At 64.3% G+C, this 21,962-nt stretch carries 21 protein-coding genes and 2 riboswitches; of the genes, 10 read left to right on the forward strand and 11 right to left on the reverse strand.

Annotated elements, in window-relative coordinates; genetic code table 11:
* Window positions 1–37 precede the first annotated feature (37 nt).
* Window positions 38–904, forward strand: coding sequence for a dienelactone hydrolase family protein (locus tag MSG32_RS00745; RefSeq protein WP_248376937.1), 867 nt, complete (start codon window positions 38–40; stop codon window positions 902–904).
* A gap of 194 nt (window positions 905–1,098) precedes the next feature.
* On the opposite strand, the gene pncB is transcribed toward MSG32_RS00745, so the two are convergent.
* Together pncB and MSG32_RS00755 are read right to left on the reverse strand one after the other, a co-directional pair.
* The gene (gene pncB, locus MSG32_RS00750; RefSeq protein WP_248376940.1) at window positions 1,099–2,271 is read right to left on the reverse strand and encodes a nicotinate phosphoribosyltransferase; all 1,173 of its coding nucleotides are present in this window, start codon (window positions 2,269–2,271) and stop codon (window positions 1,099–1,101) included.
* A gap of 159 nt (window positions 2,272–2,430) precedes the next feature.
* Window positions 2,431–2,673: a DUF4190 domain-containing protein gene (locus MSG32_RS00755; RefSeq protein ID WP_054555740.1), complete on the reverse strand. Its 243-nt coding sequence runs from the start codon at window positions 2,671–2,673 to the stop codon at window positions 2,431–2,433.
* A 250-nt stretch (window positions 2,674–2,923) separates the two neighbouring features.
* Between MSG32_RS00755 and MSG32_RS00760 the strand changes: the two genes are divergently transcribed.
* The 4 genes from MSG32_RS00760 to MSG32_RS00775 all read left to right on the forward strand — a co-directional run bounded on the left by MSG32_RS00760 (window position 2,924) and on the right by MSG32_RS00775 (window position 6,971).
* The gene (locus MSG32_RS00760; protein WP_248376942.1) at window positions 2,924–4,231 is read left to right on the forward strand and encodes a GNAT family N-acetyltransferase; all 1,308 of its coding nucleotides are present in this window, start codon (window positions 2,924–2,926) and stop codon (window positions 4,229–4,231) included.
* 129 nt (window positions 4,232–4,360) lie between these two features.
* Entirely contained in the window at window positions 4,361–5,656 is a 1,296-nt protein-coding gene (locus MSG32_RS00765) for a nuclease-related domain-containing protein (protein ID WP_248376945.1), read from the forward strand.
* A 467-nt stretch (window positions 5,657–6,123) separates the two neighbouring features.
* The gene (locus MSG32_RS00770) at window positions 6,124–6,492 is read left to right on the forward strand and encodes a phasin family protein (RefSeq protein WP_043331409.1); all 369 of its coding nucleotides are present in this window, start codon (window positions 6,124–6,126) and stop codon (window positions 6,490–6,492) included.
* 200 nt (window positions 6,493–6,692) lie between these two features.
* Entirely contained in the window at window positions 6,693–6,971 is a 279-nt protein-coding gene (locus MSG32_RS00775) for a peptidylprolyl isomerase (protein WP_043331408.1), read from the forward strand.
* Window positions 6,972–7,100: 129 nt separating this feature from the next.
* On the opposite strand, the gene thiC is transcribed toward MSG32_RS00775, so the two are convergent.
* The 6 genes from thiC to MSG32_RS00805 form a co-directional block, all read right to left on the reverse strand.
* Window positions 7,101–9,110, reverse strand: coding sequence for a phosphomethylpyrimidine synthase ThiC (gene thiC / locus MSG32_RS00780; protein WP_248376947.1), 2,010 nt, complete (start codon window positions 9,108–9,110; stop codon window positions 7,101–7,103).
* Between the two features lie 126 nt (window positions 9,111–9,236).
* A riboswitch (TPP riboswitch) is annotated at window positions 9,237–9,377 on the reverse strand.
* 158 nt (window positions 9,378–9,535) lie between these two features.
* Window positions 9,536–10,195, reverse strand: a complete 660-nt coding sequence (gene tenA / locus MSG32_RS00785; protein ID WP_043331406.1) for a thiaminase II — start codon at window positions 10,193–10,195, stop codon at window positions 9,536–9,538.
* Window positions 10,196–10,341: 146 nt separating this feature from the next.
* Window positions 10,342–10,468: riboswitch (TPP riboswitch) on the reverse strand.
* A 153-nt stretch (window positions 10,469–10,621) separates the two neighbouring features.
* Entirely contained in the window at window positions 10,622–11,323 is a 702-nt protein-coding gene (locus MSG32_RS00790; RefSeq protein WP_248376948.1) for a TIGR04282 family arsenosugar biosynthesis glycosyltransferase, read from the reverse strand.
* Window positions 11,324–11,339: 16 nt separating this feature from the next.
* Complete coding sequence (locus MSG32_RS00795) at window positions 11,340–12,050, reverse strand: TIGR04283 family arsenosugar biosynthesis glycosyltransferase (protein ID WP_054555564.1); 711 nt, start codon at window positions 12,048–12,050, stop codon at window positions 11,340–11,342.
* A 517-nt stretch (window positions 12,051–12,567) separates the two neighbouring features.
* Window positions 12,568–13,947 (reverse strand): PQQ-dependent sugar dehydrogenase, encoded by a 1,380-nt coding sequence (locus MSG32_RS00800; protein ID WP_248376950.1) that lies wholly within the window; start codon window positions 13,945–13,947, stop codon window positions 12,568–12,570.
* A 70-nt stretch (window positions 13,948–14,017) separates the two neighbouring features.
* Window positions 14,018–15,052 carry a lysophospholipid acyltransferase family protein gene (locus MSG32_RS00805; protein ID WP_248376951.1) on the reverse strand — a complete coding sequence of 345 codons (1,035 nt, stop codon included), beginning with the start codon at window positions 15,050–15,052 and terminating at the stop codon, window positions 14,018–14,020.
* A gap of 331 nt (window positions 15,053–15,383) precedes the next feature.
* Between MSG32_RS00805 and MSG32_RS00810 the strand changes: the two genes are divergently transcribed.
* The gene (locus tag MSG32_RS00810) at window positions 15,384–16,118 is read left to right on the forward strand and encodes a class I SAM-dependent methyltransferase (protein WP_248376952.1); all 735 of its coding nucleotides are present in this window, start codon (window positions 15,384–15,386) and stop codon (window positions 16,116–16,118) included.
* Between the two features lie 257 nt (window positions 16,119–16,375).
* A complete protein-coding gene (locus MSG32_RS00815; RefSeq protein ID WP_248376966.1) occupies window positions 16,376–17,884 on the forward strand; it encodes an MFS transporter in 1,509 nt (502 codons plus the stop codon).
* Window positions 17,885–17,940: 56 nt separating this feature from the next.
* Here MSG32_RS00815 and MSG32_RS00820 read toward each other — a convergent pair whose 3' ends face one another.
* Window positions 17,941–18,606, reverse strand: coding sequence for a 2OG-Fe(II) oxygenase (locus MSG32_RS00820; protein WP_248376980.1), 666 nt, complete (start codon window positions 18,604–18,606; stop codon window positions 17,941–17,943).
* Window positions 18,607–18,830: 224 nt separating this feature from the next.
* Window positions 18,831–19,460, reverse strand: a complete 630-nt coding sequence (locus tag MSG32_RS00825) for a CoA pyrophosphatase (protein WP_248376991.1) — start codon at window positions 19,458–19,460, stop codon at window positions 18,831–18,833.
* 142 nt (window positions 19,461–19,602) lie between these two features.
* Between MSG32_RS00825 and MSG32_RS00830 the strand changes: the two genes are divergently transcribed.
* Window positions 19,603–20,187, forward strand: coding sequence for an NUDIX hydrolase (locus tag MSG32_RS00830; protein WP_054555560.1), 585 nt, complete (start codon window positions 19,603–19,605; stop codon window positions 20,185–20,187).
* 52 nt (window positions 20,188–20,239) lie between these two features.
* On the opposite strand, the gene MSG32_RS00835 is transcribed toward MSG32_RS00830, so the two are convergent.
* Window positions 20,240–20,551 (reverse strand): YqfO family protein, encoded by a 312-nt coding sequence (locus tag MSG32_RS00835; RefSeq protein ID WP_248376994.1) that lies wholly within the window; start codon window positions 20,549–20,551, stop codon window positions 20,240–20,242.
* Window positions 20,552–20,705: 154 nt separating this feature from the next.
* On the opposite strand from MSG32_RS00835, the gene ftsB reads away from it, so the two are divergent.
* Complete coding sequence (gene ftsB / locus MSG32_RS00840; protein WP_054555736.1) at window positions 20,706–21,080, forward strand: cell division protein FtsB; 375 nt, start codon at window positions 20,706–20,708, stop codon at window positions 21,078–21,080.
* Window positions 21,077–21,880 carry a 2-C-methyl-D-erythritol 4-phosphate cytidylyltransferase gene (locus tag MSG32_RS00845; RefSeq protein WP_248377008.1) on the forward strand — a complete coding sequence of 268 codons (804 nt, stop codon included), beginning with the start codon at window positions 21,077–21,079 and terminating at the stop codon, window positions 21,878–21,880. The genes ftsB and MSG32_RS00845 overlap by 4 nt, the downstream gene beginning before the upstream one ends.
* Window positions 21,881–21,962: the final 82 nt, after the last annotated feature.

Raw genomic sequence — 21,962 nt, forward strand, 5'->3', positions numbered from 1 at the left:
GTCATGCAAGTGGATCACGTCATACAAGGAGTAGGCGATGCGAATGTTACGTGGCTGGTGCGCTGGCACCCTGTTGTTTGCACAGTCGGTATTTTCCGCCGGACAGGCCATGGCCGCCGAGGATGCACCGCTGATCAATCGTCTCGAGGGGCCGCAGGTGGTGACGGAGACGGTGACCTATCGGGCCAATGGTGAGGAGCACGTAGGCCTGATCGCACGCGATGCCAAGGCGCAGGGGCGTCGACCCGGTATCCTGCTGGTGCATGAGTGGTGGGGCTTGAACAGCTATGCCCGCAAGCGCGCCGAACAATTGGCAGGGCTTGGCTACGTGGTCATGGCCGTCGACATGTATGGCGGTGGGCGCACGGCCGAGCATCCCAAGGAGGCCGGCGCCTTCTCCTCTGCGGTGATGAGCGACTGGCCGAAGGCGGAATCCAGCTTCAATTCGGCGCTGGCGGTGCTGCGCTCACGCCCGGAAGTCGATGGCGAGCGCATGGCGGCGATCGGCTACTGCTTCGGCGGTGCCGTGGTGCTCAATATGGCGCTGACCGGAGCACCGCTCAAGGCGGTCGTCAGCTTCCATGGCAGCCCGTCGATTGCCGTGACGGAGCCCGAGCCGTTTGCCGGCCGGGTCGTGATCCAGAATGGCGCGGCCGATACGCTGGTGCCGCAGGAGGATCTCGACAAGCTGGTCGCGACCTTCCAGTCACTCGAGACGCGCACTACCCTGATCCAGTATCCGGGCGCCAAGCACGCCTTCACCAATCCGGAATCGGATGCCAAGGCGGCCAAGTACGATCTGCCGCTGGGCTATGACGCGGCCGCGGATTCGGCTTCCTGGCAGGTCATGCTCAACCTGTTCAATGAGGTCTTCAAGACACCGAAGAAATCCGTCAAGACCTGAGGCGTCAAGATCTGAGACGTCGAGACCTGATCCGTCGGCACCGGTGCTGAAGGTGATCGACATGAAAAAGCCCGCCCGGGAAGTTTCCGGGCGGGCTTTTTCATGGGGCTTTTTCTAGCAGCTATTTCATGAGCCTGTTTCAAGGTCTCTGGCAGGAGGCCATGGCAAGGCGTTCAGCGATCGCTGAGCGCGCTTCAATCCAGCTCCTTGAGCGACAGCACCTGGTGCGCCAGACGAATCATGTCGGGGTCGCCGGTGTGTTTGCTCGAGACATCCGACAGCTTGATCACCGGCACCCACTCCTGTCCCTCGGGGCGGGCTTCGGTCATCTTGATCACCATGTTCATCGGCTGCGGGCCGACATCATTGGTGAAGTTGGTGCCGATGCCGAATGACATGCCGATACGCCCGGCGCAGTAGCGCACGATGCGATCGACCTTGTCGGTGTCCAGACCATCGGAGAACACGATGGTCTTGGTCTTGGGGTCGATGCCCAGTGACTCATAGTGACGGATGGTGGTCTCGGCGAAGTCGATGGGGTCACCACTGTCGTGACGCACGCCGTCAAACAGCTTGGCGAACTTCTTGTCGAAGCTCTTGAAGAAGGCCTGGCTGGTGAAGGTGTCAGACAGGGCGATCCCCAGGTCACCGCGATAGACCTTGACCCAGTTCTCCAGCGCCAGAATGTTGGCCATCTTGAAGCCGAAGCGCGCGGCATGAAACATGAACCACTCATGGGCGTGCGTGCCGATCGGCTTGATGCCGTGGCGCTGCGCCATGTGCACGTTGCTGGTGCCGATGAAGCAGCCGCGGCCGTGGTCCTTGAGACCCGCGACCACCTTGTCGTGCACATCGTAGGAGTGCCGACGACGAGTGCCGAATTCCGCCACGCGGATGCCGAGACGCTTGTAGTGCTCGATCTTGGCCAGGGTGCTGTCGCGCAGGGTCTGATCGCTGTCGCGTTGATCTCCGCCCAGCTGATACCAGAGCTCGCTGATCATCGCCATCAGCGGGACTTCCCACAGGATGGTGCGATACCAGTAGCCTTCGATATGCACCTCCAGCTCATCACCGGTCTGGGTGATGGTGATTTCGGAGGGATCGAAGCGGAAGCCCGCCAGGAAGTCGCGGTAGGTCGGGTCCAGGAAGGGGCAGTGAAGCTCGAGGAAGCATTTCTCTTCCACGCTCAATGCCAGTTCGGCCATGTTGTCTACCGCGATGCGCAAGGCCTCGCCGAACCCCGGCGGGAACGAATGCTCGCCACGGTTGATGAAGGCGTAGCGAGCACGCGCATACGGAAACAGTTTCACCACGGCGTTCTGCATGGTGAACTTGTAGAAATCATTATCGAGAATCGAGTACAACATCGAGGCTCGCTCAGTATCAAGGCGGCTCGGGGGAACCGGAATCGCTGGCAGGGCAGGCGCTGCGAGAGGCAGGCATGCCCCGCTGGCACGGGGAAGCAATGTCGACGCATTATCCGTGCAGGCGCGCTGCACGTTCAAGCCGGAGTGCCCAGGCGCTGGTCAGGTGCTGAAGGCCATGATGCCGAACATGGTCAGCATCATGCCGCCGAACATCAGCAGGCCGGCCAGCGACAGGGCGATCAGCAGGTAGCCGAGAATCAGTCCGGCCAGGGCCCAGCTGTCACCGGCTTCGCCACTGCGGCGGATCTGGCTGCGCGCAATGTGGCCACACACGACGCCGCCGAGTGCCGCAGGCGCGAGCAGGCAGCCGAGCACGCTCAGGGCAAAGGCGGCCACTGCCATGAGATTCGTGCTGGCATGGGTGTCCTGCGCGGGCGGGGTCGGTGCATAAGGCCCTTGAGAGGGCCCTTGCGATGACTCTTGAGCGCGCCCCGGGGTCTGTGAGCCGCTCGTGGACGTGTCGTCGGGCGGCGTGGGAGTCTCTGTCATGTGGGTCTCGTTGTCCTGCATCATGACGACACACTAGCATGTCCTGGGATGTGCGGCATGTCTGCACCAGTGGTGGGCATGGCAAGACTATGAGGAGAGTACGGTGACAGGGCAATGGCAGGCAGAGGATGAGGCGGCGACAGGGTCGGTAACAGACCAGCAGCAGGCTGCGAGCGCCGCAGATGCCGCACAGAAGCAGGGCTGGCGCCTGGAGGTGCTGGATTCCCTTGACGCTCTCACCGCCAGTGAATGGAATGCGCTGGCAGGCGATGACTATCCCTTCCTGCAGCATGCCTATCTGAGCGCGCTGGAAAGCTGCGGTGCGGCCAGCGCCGCCAGTGGTTGGCATCCTGCCCATCTGGTAGTGCGAGACGCCGACGGCCGCTTGCTGGCGGGGCTGCTGCGCTATCTCAAGCTGCACTCGCGCGGCGAATATGTGTTCGACCAGCAGTGGGCGGAGGCCCTGGAGCAGGCCGGTGGGCGCTATTATCCCAAGCAGTTGACTGCCGTGCCGTTCACTCCCAGCGATGGCCCACGCCTTGTCACCTCGCCGCAGTTGGCGTCGCCCGCAGCCCGACGTGCCTTGCTTGAGTGGTTGTGGCCGCATCTCAAGGCCGGCATCACGCCCGCGGCTGAGCCGGGTAGCGCGCTGCGTCGTTATGAGCACAGCGGGTTTCATCTGCTGTTTGTCTCGGCACAGGAGCGGCAAGACTGGCAGGCGGCGATTCCGGAGCTGATTTCGCGTCCCGGGATGCAATATCACTGGCAGTCACGCGGCGAGCCGGACTTTGCCACCTGGCTTGAGAGTCTGCGCTCCAAACGGCGCAAGGAGATCCGTCGCGAGCGGCGCAAGGTCGCCGAGCAAGGCTTCACGCTGGCCAGGCTCGAGGGGGCGCAGATTGGCCCTGATGACATCGAGGCCTTCTACCGTTGCTACTGCATGACCTATCTCGAGCGCGGCCAGCGCCCTTATCTGCCGCTCGATTTCTTCCAGCAGCTCAGGCGCAGCATGCCCGAGCGGTTGCTGCTGGTGCAGGCGCGTGATGAGCAGGGCGCGCCGGTGGCGGCAGCCTTGTGTCTGATCGGCAGTGATTGCCTATATGGTCGTTGGTGGGGCAGCGAAGTCCATGCCGACTGTCTGCACTTCGAGGTCTGCTATTACCAGGGGCTCGAATTCTGCCTGCAGCGAGGGCTCAAGCGCTTCGATCCCGGCACCCAGGGTGAGCACAAGATCAGCCGCGGTTTCGCGGCGTATGCCACTGGGTCGCTGCATTGGCTGATGCATCCCGGGCTTCAGGAGGCGGTGGCAGAGGCGGTCGAGGAGGAGGCACGCTGGCTCAGCAAGGCCCGTCAGCAGGTGACGGCAATGCTGCCTTATCGGGAGGCCGCGCCCCAGCCAGCGCAGGAGTGATGACCCTCAGCCTTCGTCACTGCAATCCGCTATCCGCTGGCGGATTCTCCCGCGGAGTCAGAGGCAAGAAAGATTGCGAATAGAGCACTACACTGAGTTATATATGAATGCTCTAATCCAGAGGCGCCCATGCTGATCAAGGACTGCGATTCACGGGAATACGACCTGCTGGTGCTCGAGGTGCTGGCGCAGGATGCTGCGCTTGCCGCGCCAGAGCGCCACAAGGTGCTGGAGGCCCTGCGTGCGATACGTGCCCGTCAGGCGCGTCGCCGTGCGCTGGCAAGCCAGCTGGATGCCTTGTTGGGGACGCGGGATGATTGGGTCGTTCTGCATGATGTGCGTCTGGCGCAGGCAGAGGGCGTGATCGAGATCGATCACCTGCTGATCAACAGCCTCATGCAGGTCTGGGTGCTGGATGCCTCCTGTTTTGATTTGACGCTCTCGATCACTCCCTTCGGTGAGCTGTTGGCCCATGGCGGGCGAGTCGCGCAGGGGAGCGAGACACCCTCTGGCGAAGATGGCGTCATGGCACATGCCGTGACGCCGTGTCCCTTGCAGACGATCCCTGAGCGTAGCCGCGCCATCGTGCAATGGCTGGAGGCCTCCTCGTTGTTGCCTGTGCGCCTGGGGATGACCCTGCAGCCGCAATTACGCTATCGCATCGTGGTGGCTGATGCGGCTCAGGTCAGTCGGCCGCCGGAAGATATCGTGGACAGTCGTGCGCTGCTGTCCTTCGCGCGCCTCAAGCGTCAGTGCCTGCAGGTGAGCGGCAAGACCGCTTACGTGACACGGCTGCGCAGTTTTACCCACCGCCTCGATCAGCGACGCCTGCGCCAGCTGGGGCGCGCCATCGCGACCCAGCATGTGGCCCCCAATACGGATTGGGTGGCGGAGCTGGGCCTGGCCGCTGGCACGCGCGCGACGGATGGCGACGCTGCCACTCAGGTATCCCCGCTGGCCTATCTATGGCAACCGCCGCTATCGCCTGAAGAACTGGCGCGGGCCTCAGGCGATAGCGCTGCCATGGCGGCAGAGTCCGATGACATGGAAGGGGCGTCGGATGACACGACGCTGGCGGTCCAGCGTGGCGTGACATCTACGGCTGCCCTGAAACGGCAGTGCGGTTTTGGGGGCCGAGGGCTGCAGGCCGCGCACTGGCAGCCCGGGCACCAGACTCTGGATCAGGATAGCCGAGAAGGCCCCGCGAGCCCGCAGGCGGCAGGCGAGCAGCCGGGGGCTGCGGCCGACAATCAGCAGGGCGCGTCTTCCGCCCCGTCGCAGGATGAGGAAGGCTTGCCGCGCTGCCAGGGCTGTCGGCGATGGCTTTCCACCCAGAGTGTCGACTTCTGTCGCCAGGCAGATCAGGCACGCGCGCTGGGCGGGCGTCTGCTCTGCAAACGCTGTCGCGACGCCTCATGCCAGTGAGGCAGCAGCACGGCGCTCTCCTCAAGTTCAGCCTTTCAGCTTCAGGCTTCTGTCTCAGCCCTCTGTCCTAGCCCTCTATCCTCTCAGCCCTATGGCCCAGCACTTAGGCCCAGTCTGGCGTTCCAGGGCGTGGTGCAGAGCGTGACGGGAGCCCAGGACGTCAATTTTCTTTTCGACTTCTGATTGTTTTTCTCCAGTGCAATCAAGCAACTGCATCAACCAGGGCGTACAGATCAGTCGTTGCGATGTTTTTGATGTTGCAGTGCAACAAAGACTGTCTTATGCTGCGTTGCAGCGAGGATGGAACCTGGTCGATAGCACTATCTGACCGCGACGGCTTGATAGTGACGGCTTGATAATGATGGCTCGGTCACTACGGTGCACCAGCCCGGTTCAGTCCTGATAACCGAACGGAGCAACGCTCCGGTTCATTTCAGCGTGATGCCAATACCCTGGAGGGTGCCTACATGTTCAATGCCAACTTCGAGAAGTCCGCTCAGCAGTTCGACGATATGTTCCTGTCTCCGCTGCGTGCGTTCAGCGCCCTGAGCATCGATTACAGCGAGAAGCTGATCGGCGCACAGATGGAACTGACCAAGTCCTATGCTGATGCTTCCCTGACCCAGGCGCGTTCCATGCTCGAGATCAAGGACAGCGAAGGTCTGAAGAACTTCGTCAAGGAGCAGCAGGAAACCGTCAAGACTCTGGGCGAGAAGCTGCAGAACGACACCCAGAAAGTGGTCGAGCTGAACCAGGAATACGCCAAGAAAGGTCAGGAACTGGCAGAAAGCAACGCCAAGTCCGCCTCCGAGGCCATGCAGAAAGTCGCCAAGTAAGCGACTGCTGCCGACGCTCTCAGGCGAGCGTCCCCAACGCCCATCCGGTCTTCCGGATGGGCGTTCGCGTGTCTGGAGCATCGCTGAGCAGGTGGGGAGGCGCGCGACGCTAGCGGCGAGCGCTGCCTTGGGCCACAATGACCTGCCACGCCGCCGGTGATTGCCGGCGGCATTTATTCGATCAGTGACAGGTGATAGACATGGCACAGGCCACAGCGCGTCATATTCTCGTTTCCAGCGAAGAACAGTGTGCAGCTCTCAAGACCGAAATCGAGAACGGCCGCGATTTCGCTGATGCCGCTCGCGAGCACTCCTCCTGCCCGTCCGGCCGCAGTGGCGGCGACCTGGGCGCCTTCGGCCCGGGCATGATGGTCAAGGAATTCGACGAAGTCGTGTTCAGCGCCCCGATCAACACGGTTCAGGGCCCGGTGAAGACCCAGTTCGGTTATCACCTGCTGGAAGTCACCAGCCGCACGTGAGCCTTCTGTCACGCTCATGAGATGTCATGAGCGTTTGGCAGGATGTGACGAAAACGCCCCGACCATCACTGGTCGGGGCGTTTTTTGTGTCGCTCGGAAAGTCATCCTTCCTGTGTGTCAGGCGCTTGCCTACACCTCCTGATAGAGCTGGCTGCCTTCACGCTTGAACTTGTCGGCCTGCTCCTGCATGCCGGCCATCACGCTGTCGGCATCGCCGGTCAGGCCATGTTCGTTGGCGTAATCACGCACTTCCTGGGTGATCTTCATCGAGCAGAACTTCGGCCCGCACATGGAGCAGAAGTGGGCGACCTTGGCCGAGTCCTTGGGCAGCGTCTCGTCGTGGAAGCTGCGCGCGGTGTCCGGGTCCAGGCCCAGATTGAACTGGTCTTCCCAGCGGAACTCGAAGCGTGCCTTTGAGAGCGCATTGTCACGGCGTTGCGCGCCCGGATGGCCCTTGGCCAGATCGGCGGCATGTGCGGCGATCTTGTAGGTGATGATGCCGGTCTTGACGTCGTCCTTGTTGGGCAGGCCCAGGTGCTCCTTGGGGGTCACGTAGCAGAGCATGGCGCAGCCGAACCAGCCGATCATCGCGGCGCCGATGCCGGAGGTGATGTGGTCGTAGCCCGGGGCGATGTCGGTGGTCAGCGGGCCGAGGGTGTAGAAGGGCGCCTCGTCACACTCGCTGAGCTGCTTGTCCATGTTCTCCTTGATCAGGTGCATCGGCACGTGACCCGGGCCTTCGATCATGACCTGGACATCGTGCTGCCAGGCGATCTTCGTCAGCTCGCCGAGCGTCTCGAGCTCACCGAACTGGGCGGCGTCATTGGCATCGGCCACCGAGCCCGGGCGCAGGCCATCGCCCAGTGACAGGCTGATGTCGTAGGCCTTGCAGATCTCGCAGATGTCCTCGAAGTGGCGATAGAGGAAGCTTTCCTCGTGATGCGCCAGACACCACTTGGCCATGATCGAGCCGCCGCGCGAGACGATGCCGGTCACGCGGCTGGCGGTCAGTGGCACATAGCGCAGCAGGACGCCGGCGTGGATGGTGAAGTAGTCGACGCCTTGCTCGGCCTGCTCGATCAGCGTGTCGCGGAAGATCTCCCAATCGAGGTTCTCGGCCACGCCATCGACCTTCTCCAGCGCCTGATAGATCGGCACCGTGCCGATGGGCACGGGAGAATTGCGCAGAATCCATTCACGGGTCTCGTGGATGTTGGCGCCTGTCGAGAGGTCCATCACGGTGTCGGAACCCCAGCGGATCGCCCAGGTCATCTTGTCGACCTCTTCCTCGATGGAGGAGGTGACCGCCGAGTTACCCAGGTTGCCGTTGACCTTCACCAGGAAGTTGCGACCGATGATCATCGGCTCGCTTTCCGGGTGATTGATGTTGGCGGGAATGATCGCGCGGCCGCGCGCGACTTCCTCACGCACGAATTCGGCGGTGATCTCGTCGGGCAGGTTGGCGCCGAAGCTGTGGCCCGGGTGCTGGTGGCCCAGAATGCTCTCGACGGATTCGCTGCCCTGATATTCCTCACGCAGCGCGATACGACGCTGATTCTCGCGAATCGCGATGTATTCCATCTCGGGGGTGATGATGCCCTGGCGCGCGTAGTGCAGCTGGGTGACATTCTTGCCCGGCAGGGCGCGACGCGGGCGGTGGTCCAGCTCGAAGCGCAGGGACGACAGGCGCAGGTCGGCCTGGCGCACGCGGCCATATTCACTGCTCAGTTGATTGAGCTGTTCGGTATCACCGCGTTCCTCGATCCACTGCTCGCGCAGCGGCGCCAGGCCCCGGCGGATGTCGATCTCGACCGCCGGATCGGTGTAGGGGCCGGAGGTATCGTAGACGACGATCGGCGGGTTCTCTTCCAGGCCGCTGGAGGTCTGGGTCGGCGAGCAGCCGATCTCGCGCATGGGCACGCGGATGTCCGGACGGGAGCCTTCGATATAGATCTTGCGCGAGCCGCTCAGCGGCGCGATGGCGGCGGCGTCGACCTGTGCTTCGCTGGCGAGGTGGCGGCTGCCATCCTTGCGACCGGCACGCGCGCGTGCCTTGGGGGCAGCCTCAGGCTGCGAGGCGAGCGGTGACTCGGCGGCGTTGGTGGTTTGCGGGTCTTGTGTCGTCGGGGCAGTGCTCATGCAGGTCTCCTCAAAGGGCGACGTCACGGCTGACGTCATCATGGGAAGACCGTGCGCAGGGAGAGGATGGTCGTCGCCGACTCCTTGCCAACAGGTGGCCCGGGAGCGAGGCGGCCGCGCGCAGCGGCTGGCCATCAGCTTGATTCCTACGCCGGTCCTAACCGGTTCAGGTTCCACGGGACCCCTTGCTGGCAAGCTCGCGCGTCAGGGCGGCGAAGCATGCATGCAGGATCTCAGCCGGTTCCACCGGCACCCCGTCAAGCGTGTTCAGATTTCAATGCGAGGGTGTTGCCCGAAGCGTCAGGCTTGCCACGGGGAGCATTCTCGCATCCAGGCTCTGTTGGCCTGTCAGCCATGCCATCCACGGAGGATGGCGTCATCCCGAGCGGCTCATGGCGAGCGCCGGGACGTCAGTCTGTCATGCCTCAAGCGCGATCGAGGCCCATCTGCCAGAAGTCGATCTCGAGTCGCGTGGCGTCCCGGAAGACATCGACCAGTTCACCCAGTCGGCGCTCCGAGACTTCCGAGAGTCGCGCATCCAGCCATTCACGTTCGGCTTCGACGGCTTCCTTGAAGTCATCGCTTGAGTACATCGCGATCCAGTCCGCGTACGGATTGTTCTCGATCTCGGTGGTGTCCTGATCGAGCAGCCACTCGGCGATCTCGCCGTAGCCGATCAGGCAGGGCGCGAGCGCCACGTGCAGATCGAGCAGGTCGCCGCGCTGGCCGCAATCGAGCACGTAACGGGTATAGGCCAGGGTAGCGCGGGATTCCGGCAGCTCGCTCAGGTCATCCTCGCTGATGCCCCACTCGCTGCAGTAGCCGATATGCAGATCGAGCTCGGTATTGAGGATGGTGTCGAGACTGGCCGTGGCCTGACGCAGCTCCGCGAGGGTGCGGCTCTTGTAGGCGGCCAGCGCCCAGGCACGTGCGAAGTGGATCAGGAACAGGTAGTCCTGCTGCAGGTAATGGCGGAAGGACTCCTCCGGCAGACGACCTTCGCCCAGCTGGCGAACGAAGTCGTGCTCGAGATAGTCACGCCATTCCTCGGCGCAGGCACTGGTCAGGTCGTTGAAACTAGGCATGACGCATCCCTCGGTGAGCGTGCTGACGACCCGTGATGGGGCGACAGGTCTCTGGCGCAAGCATGGCCAGTACCGGAACAGGAGCAGGGGAAAAGCGGGGGAGGTGCCGACAGTCACCGTGAGAAAGTGGTGACGATATCGAGTGGCATCGCTTCGCGCTTGATCCCTACGCCGGTACTAGCCGGATCAGGTTCGGCGGGATCGTCATTCACGCAAGGACATCGCCTGCGCATGACATCTCAGCCGGTCTTACCGGCACCCCGTCAAGCTGTGACATATGAGTCACGATGCAGCGAGTGTAACAGCCCTGCAGCGCAGAAGAAGGGCAGTGTGAGCAAAAATGCATACGACTTTGGGAGGCATGCCGAACGTGTGAAGAGCCTCAAGCGGGTTTGTAGAAAGCCGTGAGCGGGTTCATGGAAAGTCTCAAGCGGCAAGGTCGGCCATGAGTGCCGGCAGGTGGCGCGCCAGTCGCGCAAGGTCACGTGGCTCATCGACATCCCAGCTGATCGGCAGGCAAGCGGCCGTTCTCCCCGCCCGTGCCAGCAGCGCCAGAGTGTCCCGGCAAACATGGGCATGGCACCAGCGGGGCAGCAGGAAGGCTTGCGGGCAGGGCGCCTTGAGGCCAATCAAGCCATAGCCGCCATCGTCGGTGGGCTGCAGCACCGCGTCGTGAGTGCGCAGTCTGTGGGCTGCCTCGCGCAGCCGCTGGCTGTCCAGCGCCGGCAGGTCGGAGCCCATCAGCAACACCGGCCCCTCGGGCAGATGTCGGGCCATGGCCCGGGACATTCGCTCACCGAGCTCCCCCTGCGGCTGTGCCTCGAAGGTGAGGTCGGCAGAGGCATCGACAACGCTTCGCAGCCGGGCTTCCAGCGCTGCCCGCAAAGCCGCCTGTTCAGGTGCCTGACTCGACGACTCGGCAGAGGCCGTCAGCATCACCACGACCTTGCCGAGGCGCGCGGCGCAGGCGTGGTCAACGATATGGCTCAGCATCCGCGCATAGAGTCGAGCTGCGCCCTCGGGGCCGAGTGCGGGGATCAGGCGTGTCTTGCAGTGGCCGGCGATGGGCAGGCGACCGAAGATGATGAGAGTCGGGCGCACCTCTGACGCGGCATAAGCTGTGGGCAAGGTAGGCAACGCCGTATCACGCATGGGGCATGCCGCGCTGCTCACAGGCCTGCGCCGCGGCGCGATAGCCGTAGAGACGTGCCAGGCGTGCAGGGGAGACGCCACACCAGGCCGCCAGCCGCAGTCCCCACATCTTGACGATGGTGCGCCAGACGCCGTGGGTCTCCCAGCGTCGACCACTGGTCGTGACGCGCGCCGTCAGGTTCATTGGCGGGGTCAGATGCTTGAGCTGGGCACTCAGCCAGATATCTTCCATCAATGGCATGTCGGCAAAGCCGCCGATGGCCTCGAAGGTCGAGCGCTGCACGAACTGGGTCTGGTCGCCCGTGCTGATGCTGGTCAGCCGCGAGCGCAGATTCATCATGGCAGCGATCATCGGTAACCACGGCGACTCGCCCTTGATGCTGACATCGAAGCGGCCCCAGTCGCTGCGGCGATGCGTCGTGACGGCCTCCTTGAGCAATGCCAGCGCATTGTCGGGCAAGTCGGTATCGGCGTGCAGAAACAGCAGCCATTCTCCGCGTGCACGCGCGGCTCCGGCATTCATCTGGCGTGCCCGGCCCGGTTCACTGCTCAGCACGGCATCACACAGCGGTCGGGCCAGTGAGGGGGTGCCATCCGTCGAGCCACCATCCACCACGATCACTTCACAGTCCCCGCCCGCGCGCAGGCGACTCAGGGCAATCAGGGTTTGCACGATGCCGGCTGCCTCGTCATGCACCGGCATCACGATGCTCAGCCAGGGAGCGCGCGTCAGGTGCGTGCATGTGCTCGACAGGGAGTCCCGGTTGGCGGGCGTCCGTGATGCTGGGGGTGGCTGCTGGTTCATGGCGGCAGGCTCCGACGATGGCGTATTCGTTGGATCATACGCAGGAGTTCGTAGGCTGGATGCACGGGCAAGATACGCTCTATCAGCGCGTCATCGTTCAATAAACGCTTGGCGTCTACCCAGTGTCGCTCCATGGCCACACAATGCCTAGCTGGCCATTGGGTGCATGCGAGGGCACAGGACTACATTCCTGTAATTCGCAGGCGGGGCATGCAAGACAGGTTTTCAGTATCTGTAGCAGGCAAGCGCTGCATTCATCGGCCCTATTTATAGGCCCTCTCCATAGGCCCTCTGCCAAGCAGCTCCTGGAAAGAGAGCCTGAAGAGAGTGCTTGGACAAGAGGGCTTGGAGAGAGCGCGTGAATAAGGGCCAGGGCCTCGATTACCAAAAGCCCGTTCTGCTGGAGGTCAGGCCATCAATCGAAGGTGAGGCGATAGAGGCCATCCGCGCCGCTATCCGAGGTGAAGTACAGGCTGCCATCAGGGCCGAACAGGACATCGAGCGGGCGAATCCAGCGCTGACCGCTGCTGCTGTCCTGCAGGCCGGTCAGCACTGGCACCAGGCGTGCTTCAGTGTCTGGCGTCGCCAGCTTGAGGCCCAGCAGGCGAGGCTCACGGCGGCTGGCCGGGTCACCCGCGGCGTTGCCGGAGGGCGCCGTGCCCCAGCTGCCGTGGACTGCCACCACGACATCCATGTCAGAAGACAATGGATGCTCTGGCGGTACCACCGCGATTCCCATTGGTGCACTGCGAGCGGGGATCTCGGCCAGTGGCGGCTCAATCTCGTCACGCTCGCGCGGTGAATCGTTCGTGATGCAGTCATCCGCCTGCCAGTTGCCATCGATCCACTGATACCAGGGCATGCCATGGAAGCTGCCTTCGCGGGCTGCGACCACCAGCTCGCTAGGTTGCTCATAGCCCCAGTGGTCGGGCCCGTTGTTGGTGGCCAGCAGACGCGGCTCATCTTCCCTACCTGGCTGCCAGGCGAGGCCTACCGGGTTGCGCAGCCCGCTGGCCCAGGGCTGCCAGTGCGGGGCATCGCCGGATTCCTCAAGGCGCAGCACGCCGCCGCGGCGTTCACTGAAGGAGTAGCCCTGCTCGCTGCCTGCAAGGTATTGATTCGAGCAATTGCCCTGGATGCCCAGCGCCAGATAGAGGCCACCATCCGGCCCGAGACTCAAGGTGCGCGAGTTATGGCCACCGCCGCCGGGCAGGGCGATCAGCTCACGAAAGTCATCGCGGGTGAGAGACTCGCCGTGTGAATAGTCGGCGACCAGCAAGGCTGCAGTGGTCGCGACATAGAGCTTGTCACCGCGCACCACCAGCGAGTGAGGGTAGCCCGACAGTTCGACCAGCGTCTTCACGGCAGAGAGGCTGCCGTCCGGCGTCAGCTGAGCGCGATAGACACGCTCGGCCCGCGAGCCGATCAGCAGTTCGCCAGCATCAGTGAGGTGCAGCATGCGTGGACTGTCGAGCGAGGCCAGCCGCTCGAGCGTGGCGCCCTCAGGCAGCTTGAGCGCAGGGGCATCACTGGGCACTTGCTGAGCGCTCACCAACAACAGTGAAGAAGTGCCTGTCTCTGCCTGGGCTGGCAGAGACAATGCGAGACAGGCCGCCGCGGCACTTGCGACCAGACGTGCCGTCACTCTTGTTGCCACACTTGTCGCCAAGCCTGTCATCAGGCGTGCCGGCAGGCGTGTCGATACCGCCCGGGACAGGGAGGGGCGCCGGGGCGATGCGCCACTTGTGAGGTGAGCGGTGTGAGCGACGTGAGCGGTGTGAGTCTCGATCGGCATCCTTGCCTCCTGTCATTGAGCCATGCGCATTCAGTCTGGGAGCTGATGGCCTGTTGCGCCAGTGCTGCCCTCAGCCGCGCTTGCTGGCCTTGCGGCGATGCTTGAAGTAGCGGCGCCAGCCCTTGAGCGAGAAGAAGGAGTAGGTGCGCGCATAGAAGCGGGCTTCCTGCCAGCCCGGTTGTTGCTCCATTTCCTGCGGGCTCTTGCGCCAGCGCTTGTATTCCCATTGATACTGGGCCGGCGCCAAGGCGATCGCCGCTTCCACCGAGGCATTCACCCCGCGTGCCGAGGCGACTTCCTCTTCGCAATAGACATCCTCATCCGCAGCGAGGAAGTGGATGGCGAAGCCATGGCCATCTTCCAGTCGCTGGGCGACACCGGTGACGACGCGCGCATCGGTTCTCGCCACCAGCTTGGGCAGCAGGGTAGCGGTATAGGCGGGGCGGCCATAGAAGTCGGCGAAGACGCCGCTGCCACGGCCCGGCTCCTGATCCGGCAGTATGCCGATCGCTTCGGCGCGCTTGAGCGCCTTGAGCAAGGCAGCGACGCCACGCGAGTTGGTGGGCACCAGGCTCGCGCCCATGCGTTCACGGCCATTGCGGATGATCGGGTCGAGGCGCTCGAACTTGGGCGGCTCGTACATGGCGGTGAACGGGAAATGGCTGGAGAGCCAGAAGTTGAGCACTTCCCAGTTGCCGAAGTGCGGCGCCAGCACGATGACGCCGCGCCCCTCGGCGCGGGCCTCGTCGAGCAGGTTGCGGCCGTGGACCTCGAGAATCGAATCGCGCACGGCATCTTCATCGCCCAGCCACACCTTGCCAAGTTCCAGCATGGTGGCGGTGGAATGCGCGAGGCTGTCGCTTGCCAGACGCGCGCGCGCCTGCTTGTCGAGCTGCGGGAAGGCCTGGCCCAGATTCTGGCGCGTGACCCGGCGCTCACGGGGATTGCACAGCTGCACCACACGCGCCAACGGGCGCGCCAGCCACCAGAGCTGGCGGGTGCTGAGCCCGGATAGTCGTTGCCACAGACAGGCCACGGAATTGGCCTTGAGAGGAGTCAGGCGCTGTTCCATGGCCTGTTCGAACCGCTTGAGAGTCTTGTCCATCGTCACACGTGAAGTTCCGGTGGTCTGGCGTGAAAGGTCGCGCCTGTCTGACGCGAAAGCAGGCGCCGTGACATCGTCAGGTGTCGCGGTGCCGCACTCGAATGATGCTCATTGTGCCAGAGGGGGGCGGTGCCTGCAGGCTCCATCGTGGCAGGCGCAAGACACTGGCGCGGGGTATCATTCAGCACTCAGACAGTCGCCACCTTCGATACGTTCACCTGCTGCGGAATTGCCCGTGCCGCCGCGGTGTCGCGCGTGGCGCCGAGTTGTCACCGCCAGTCGTGTGGTGGCGTCGACCCTCATCGCCAGTGTCCCTTGCCGCGGAGCCCTGATGTCAGCCCCTGATTCCCTCGTTCCCTATCCGCCTGCGGATACTGTCTGCCCGCTGTGTGAGGCGTCCCAGAGCCAGCATGTGCTGCACCTGGTACAGCGGCGCAGACCGTGCCCCGACACCGGTCAGCGACCGCCCGCCGACGAGCGCGATTACCTGCGCTGCCCGGAATGTCATCTGCTGTATCTGGCGCCATCCCAGCGCCTGGATGCCAAGGCAGAGCAGGATATCTACGACCAGCACGAGAATGACCCGGCAGACCCGCGCTATCGAAGCTTCCTGGCCAAGCTCTTCACGCCGATGTGCGAGCGGCTCGCGGCCGGTGCCAGCGGGCTCGATTTCGGCTGTGGGCCGGGGCCTGCCCTGGCGCAGATGTTCGAGGAGGCGGGCCATCCGATGGCGCTGCACGACCTCTATTACCATCCGAACCCGGCAGCGCTCACCCGCCAGCATGACTTCATCGTCAGCACCGAGGTGATCGAGCATCTCTACGCGCCGGGCGAGGTCTTCCGCCAGTGGTTGCGCTGCCTCAAGCCCGGCGGCCTGCTGGGGGTGATGACGCAGCCCGCCTCGGATGACCCGGAGGCGCTCAGGCGCTGGCACTACCTGCGTGATCCGACGCATGTGTGTCTGTTCAGCCCGGCGACCTTTGCCTGGCTTGCGCGCACGCACGGACTCGAGCTTGAGCAGGTCGCCAACGACAGCGTCATCTTCCGCGTGCCCCTACCCACCTGACAAGGGCGTGGGGTAGGGCATGGATAAGGCGTGGGGCAGGGCATGGATAGGGCGCGGGACAGGGCATGGATAGAACGCAGCGACGCGCAAGACGATATTGTTGCCAAATGACGCAAAAAGGCTTGGGTTTGGCGCGGACTGTCACTATATTGCCTGCGCCTTGACGTATTCTCGCAGGGCAAATTCCCCCTCCCGACGATATCCGCACCTTGCGGCATTGGCTGATCGCTGACTGGCGGCCGGCCGAGGATCTGGTCATGCCCCGTCATCTGCTGTTGATGTCCCTTGCGCCCCTGCTCGGCCTTGCCTTGCTGGGGATCGGTAACGCCATGCTGACCTCGCTGGTCCCGTTGCGGCTGTCTGCCGCCGGCGTCTCGAGCGAGGCGATCGGCCTGATCAGCTCGGCCTACTATCTGGGCCTCGGGCTCGGCGCGCTGGTCAACGACCGCCTGCTGCTGCGCATCGGCCATATCCGCGCCTATGCCGGCTTCGCCTCGCTGGTGGCGGTCGCGGCACTGGCCATGGGGCTGGGCGATCACCCGGTGGTGTGGTTCCTGCTGCGCATGATGATCGGCTGGTCGCTGGTCGGGGTGTATCTGGTCATCGAGAGCTGGCTGCTGAGCGCCGCCGACCCCGCCGTGCGCGGGCGTCTGCTGGCGCTTTACATGATCGTGCTCTATGGCGCGGGGGTGCTCGGTCAGCTGCTGCTGGGCGTGACCGCCATGCTGAGCCTCGAGGCGGCCTTCATGCTGGTGGCGATGCTGGCGGCGGCCTCGGTATTGCCGCTGGTGCTGCTGCCGCGTGTCTCGCCGCTGATCGAACAGTCCGAGCCCCTGAGCCCATGGCGCCTGATTCGCATCACGCCGACGGGAGTGTTCGGCTGTCTGGCCTCGGGGCTGGTGGTGGCGGTCATCTACAGTCTGCTGCCTCTGGCGCTGGGCGATGGCGGCACCCTGAGCACCGCGGAGATCGGTCAGCGCATGGCGCTGGTGATTCTCGGCGGCATGCTGCTGCAGTACCCCATCGGCCGCTGGTCTGACAGCCACGATCGCCAGCAGGTGCTGATCATCCTGTCGATCGCCATCGTCGGCTTCGCCGCCTTGCTGATGGGGCCGGCCCGTGAGGGCATCGCCCAGCTGACGGTGCTGTTCCTGCTCGGCGGTGCTGCCTTCACGCTCTATCCGGTGGCGGTCAGTCATGCCGCCGACCGTGCGCCTGCCGGTGCCCTGGTGCGCATGAGTCAGGGCCTGCTGTTGATCAACGCGGTGGGGTCGACCCTGTCGCCGCCTGCGGTATCGCTGCCGATGGCCGAGATGGGCGCGATGCCCGGCATGGCGCTGAGTCTGGTGGTGATGGGTGGCGGCATGCTGCTCTTCTTCGTCTGGCGACGCGTGATGCGTCCGGCGCCGCAGCCGTTGGCGCCCTTCGAGACCCATGCCCCGCAGACACCGCTGGGCACCGAGCTTGCGGTCGGGCCTGAACTGGTCGAGGCCGCCGAGGAGCACCTGCGTGACGCCGAGGCCGATGACCCGCTGGTCGAGGTCACGCGTGAGCTGGTCGCTGACATGCCGGAGCTGATCACGGATGCCTCGCTGGACAGCCTCGAGGAGATCGAGGTCAAGGAGGAGCAGGCGCTGCACGACGAGCAGGCCCTGAATGACGAGCAGGCCCTGAATGACGAGCAGGCCCTGAATGACGAGCAGTCATTGCAGGACGCGCAGCGGCAGGTGCCGCCACGCGATGACGCGCCGCTGGCGCGCGACTGAGGGCCGCTGGCGCGGTGCTGTCCAGACCTGTCTGGCCGGGCCTTCCCGCCCGGGAATCAGCGCGCGGGATCGACCAGATTGCCCTGTGAGCTGTTGCGTCGGAACCAGCCGGTGACACTGGCGCGCGCCTGATGCGTCGGCAGCACCTCATGGGGGATCTGCTCGGAGAGGAAGCACACGAAGGTGCCGGCCTCGGGGGTGACACGCGCCATTTCGCGACTGTCATCCTCGGGGTCGTAGAGCACGATCTCGCCGCCGCCATCGTGCGGCCAGTCCTCATTGAGATAGAGCACGCTGGAGATCAGGCGATTGCCGCGGCCGCGAAAGCTGTCGAGATGCTTCTTGTAGAAGCTGCCGACCGGATAGTGGGCAAAGTGGGCCTCATACTCGAACAGCCCCAGATAGAGGGCACGGTTGAGCTCATCCTTGAGCACGTTCATCGCTTCCAGATAGGCGCGCTGGGCGCGTGAATTACGGTCCAGCCAGCGAATCGCGTCGCCGCGGATGTCCGGGCGCAGATCATGCTCGCGTCCGCGCCCGATACCCGCCGCCGTCAATTGCTGCCGCGTTTCAAGCTCCGTCAGTTCGTCATTGAGCTGGCCGATGACCTGCCGCGGCAGGAAGTCGGGGCGCACGCTGTAGCCATGCTCGACCAGTTCATCGATCAGCAGGTTGAGTGCGACAGGGTCCAGCAGTGGGGCGGGTGCAGGTGCAGCGGGCATCAGGCGCTCCGAACGGGAAGTGGCGTGGCATCGTGGGCGAGGAGTTATAGTCCAGTGCCATTGTCGGTGCAATATCGTCGGGGCAATGGCAGCGGGGCGATGCCATCAGGGCGATGACATCCGGGCGATGACATCCGGGCCATGGCGAGCCGCTCGGCGGGAACACACCTTGCCTGATTCAGAAGCACGCAAGCTCAGGGTCTTGAGCTTCAGGGCCTTGAGCCTCAGGGCCGAGGCGGCACGGGGCGCGGCGGTAGATGGCGCAGCGGGGCGCCAGGTGGTGGCGCTGCCTTGAGACTCACGGCATGGCCGAAGCCGATGGCCATCAGTTCGACCAGCATCATCGAGGACAGCCCCCACAGCACCTGGTCGGCCACGCGATAGCAGGGCACGTACCAGGTCTCGTCGCCGACGGTGATCACATCGGTATGCTCGCGCTCGTCCTTGAGCAACATGCTCAGCGGCATCTCGAAGATCTGCTCGATCTCGCCGGGGTCTGCGCGCAGCGGCAAGTCGGCGGGAATGCGCCCGACAAAGGGCGTGACGCGCATGCCGTGCAGGGAAATCACGTCGCTCAGCTGGCCGAAGACCTCCACGGCGCTGGGCGGCAGCGCGACTTCTTCCTCGGCTTCGCGCAGCGCGGTGGCCAACAGATTGCTATCATCGGGTTCGGCCTTGCCGCCGGGGAAGGCCACCTGGCCGGGGTGCTGGCTGAGATGGCTGGCACGCCGCGTCAGCAGCAGCGTCGGTTCGGGACGATCGATCAGCGCGATCAGGACGGCGGCGCGTGGTAGCTGGTGGTCAGTCGCAAGGGGTTGATGTGCTTGCAGGCGTTGGCGCAGGGCTTCTAGCATGTCGTTTCCTCGTAGGCAGTCATCATGTGGCGCGAGGGTCCTGGCGGTCAAGGCGACTGCCATGCCGCTGGCCCCACCGCGCAACGAGGAAGCGGAGACGGGATGTCACTGAAGGGCGCCTTGAGATTTCATGGGAGAGCGAATGAATTATTGCAGTCACTGTGGTGAAACGGTGCGTCTGGCAGTGCCGCAGGGCGATGATCGTCTGCGCTACCTGTGTGATAGCTGCGGCACCATCCATTATCAGAATCCGCGCATCATCGCGGGCACCCTGCCGGTGCGGGACGGCAAGGTGTTGCTCTGTCGGCGTGCCATCGAGCCGCGCCTGGGGTATTGGACCCTGCCGGCCGGCTTCATGGAGAACGCCGAGACCACCAGCGACGCCGCTGCCCGCGAGACGCGGGAAGAAGCCGGCGCCGAGGTCAAGCTGCAGGGGCTCTATACGTTGATCGACCTGCCGCACATCAATCAGGTCTACATGCTGTTTCGGGCCGAGCTGATCAGCGACTACTCGGCGGGCGTCGAGAGTCTCGAGGTGGCGCTGTTCGCCGAGGAGGAGGTCCCCTGGCAGTCACTGGCCTTCCCGACCATGGAAGTGACGCTGCGCCGCTACTTCGAGGACCGCCGCCACGGCGAGGGTGACGAGCATTTCCCGCTGCATCTCGAGCAGATCGACCTGGAAACCCGCGAGCACTTCTTCAACACCACCTTCCTGCCCGCGAGCTAGATCGTCTGGCCATTGCTGACCTCGCGTGCCTCGTTCTTCGGGGCGCGCGGGGTCAGAACGTTTCCAGTCGCCAGCAATCGAAGGCGACTTCTTCATAGGGGTGGGCGTCGCGCAGCGCCGCCACGGCAGCGACGATGAGCGAATCGTCACATACCAGCTCTATCTTCAGTTCGGCGACGCGCTCCAGCGTGCCGCAGGCCCCGATATGCGGATTGGCGCTGGCCAGTGGCCGAAACTGGCCGGTGCCGCGTGTCTCGAAACAGCAGGCCTCGTAGTCGCCGATGCGCCCTGCACCGGTGGCGAAGACGGCTTCCTTGACGTGTTCGGCGTCATTCTCCGGGACGAAGAACGCAAGCTTGTACATCGGATGACTCCTGGCAGAAGGGTGAGGGGGCGCTGTCATCAGGTGGCCCTGATCGACAGGGGGTGCGTCAAGCGTGGCAACGGATGCTGGCAGTGCCTGCGTCACGCTCCCGGATGATGGCATAATGCGCGCTGCAACGGCCAAGGACATCGCCATGCTCAAATGGATCAATATCTCACTGCTGCTGCTGCTGGCACTGCTCCAGTATCGGCTGTGGTGGGGCGAAAATGGCATCACCGAATTATTCGATATTCGCGCACGCGTGCAGCAGCTTTCCAAGGAAGATGCGGTGCTGGACAACCGCAATCAGCGGCTCGGTGCGGAAGTGGTCGACCTCAAGAATGGTCTGGCGGCCATCGAGGAGCGTGCACGCAATGACCTCGGCATGGTGCGCAAGGACGAGCAGTTCCTGTGGGTGCCCAATGTCGCGGTGCCGGAACGCAAGGCGCCATCGCCCGATGAAGTGGCGGACGGTGCGCTGGAGGGCAAGGGCCTGGAAGGCGGGCTGCCCAAGGTGATCACGCCATGATGCCGACAGACGCCTCGCGCGAGCCCCGTCTGTGGTATCTGGTGCCGGCCGCCGGCGTGGGCAGTCGCATGCAGGCCGACCGCCCCAAGCAGTATCTGGAGCTATCGCCCGGCGGCTGCGTGCTGGAGGCGACGCTGGCGACACTCAAGCGCGCGCTGCCCGAGGCAGGACTCTGTCTGGTGCTGGGCGCCGATGATGGCTATTTCTCGCCGTCGATGGTGCCGTGGCAGGACTGGCTGCGCGCCGATGGCGGCAGCGAGCGTGCCGACAGCGTGCTGGCAGGCCTGGATTGCCTGAGCCGCCACGCCCATGACGATGACCTCGTGCTGGTGCACGATGTCGCGCGTCCCTGCGTTCGCGAAGCCGATATCCATGCGCTGGTCGCGACCGCTCGCCGCAGTGCCGATGGCGCCATCCTCGCGGCCCCCGCCAGTGACACCATGAAACGCGCCGCGCCGGCCGGCGACTCCCGCCCGCATGGCGGTGGCGGTGGCGATGGCGATGAAGAAAGTGCGCCGAGAATCGCGCATACCGAATCCCGCGTCGGCCTGTGGCATGCCTTCACGCCGCAGGCCTTCCCGCTGGGCCTGTTGCGACGGGCGCTGCGTGAAGCGCTTGGGGAGAATCCCGCGCTCATCACGGATGAGGCCTCGGCACTGGAGGCCTGTGGCCGTGCCCCCGTACTGGTCGCCGCCGCCCGCGACAATCTCAAGATCACCCATCCGGAAGACCTCGCCATGGCGCGCCTGCTGCTGGCCGCGCGCGAGGCGCTTCCCGATAGCCCCCGGACGTCTGCCTGACATGACTGAGCAATCTGCAACACCCGCTGCTGCCACTTCCTCTGCGCAATCCGCGACCTCTTCCCCGCCGGCTGGCCATGTG

Origin of the sequence: Cobetia sp. 1CM21F (assembly GCF_023161745.1) — a bacterium.
Taxonomy (GTDB): domain Bacteria; phylum Pseudomonadota; class Gammaproteobacteria; order Pseudomonadales; family Halomonadaceae; genus Cobetia; species Cobetia amphilecti.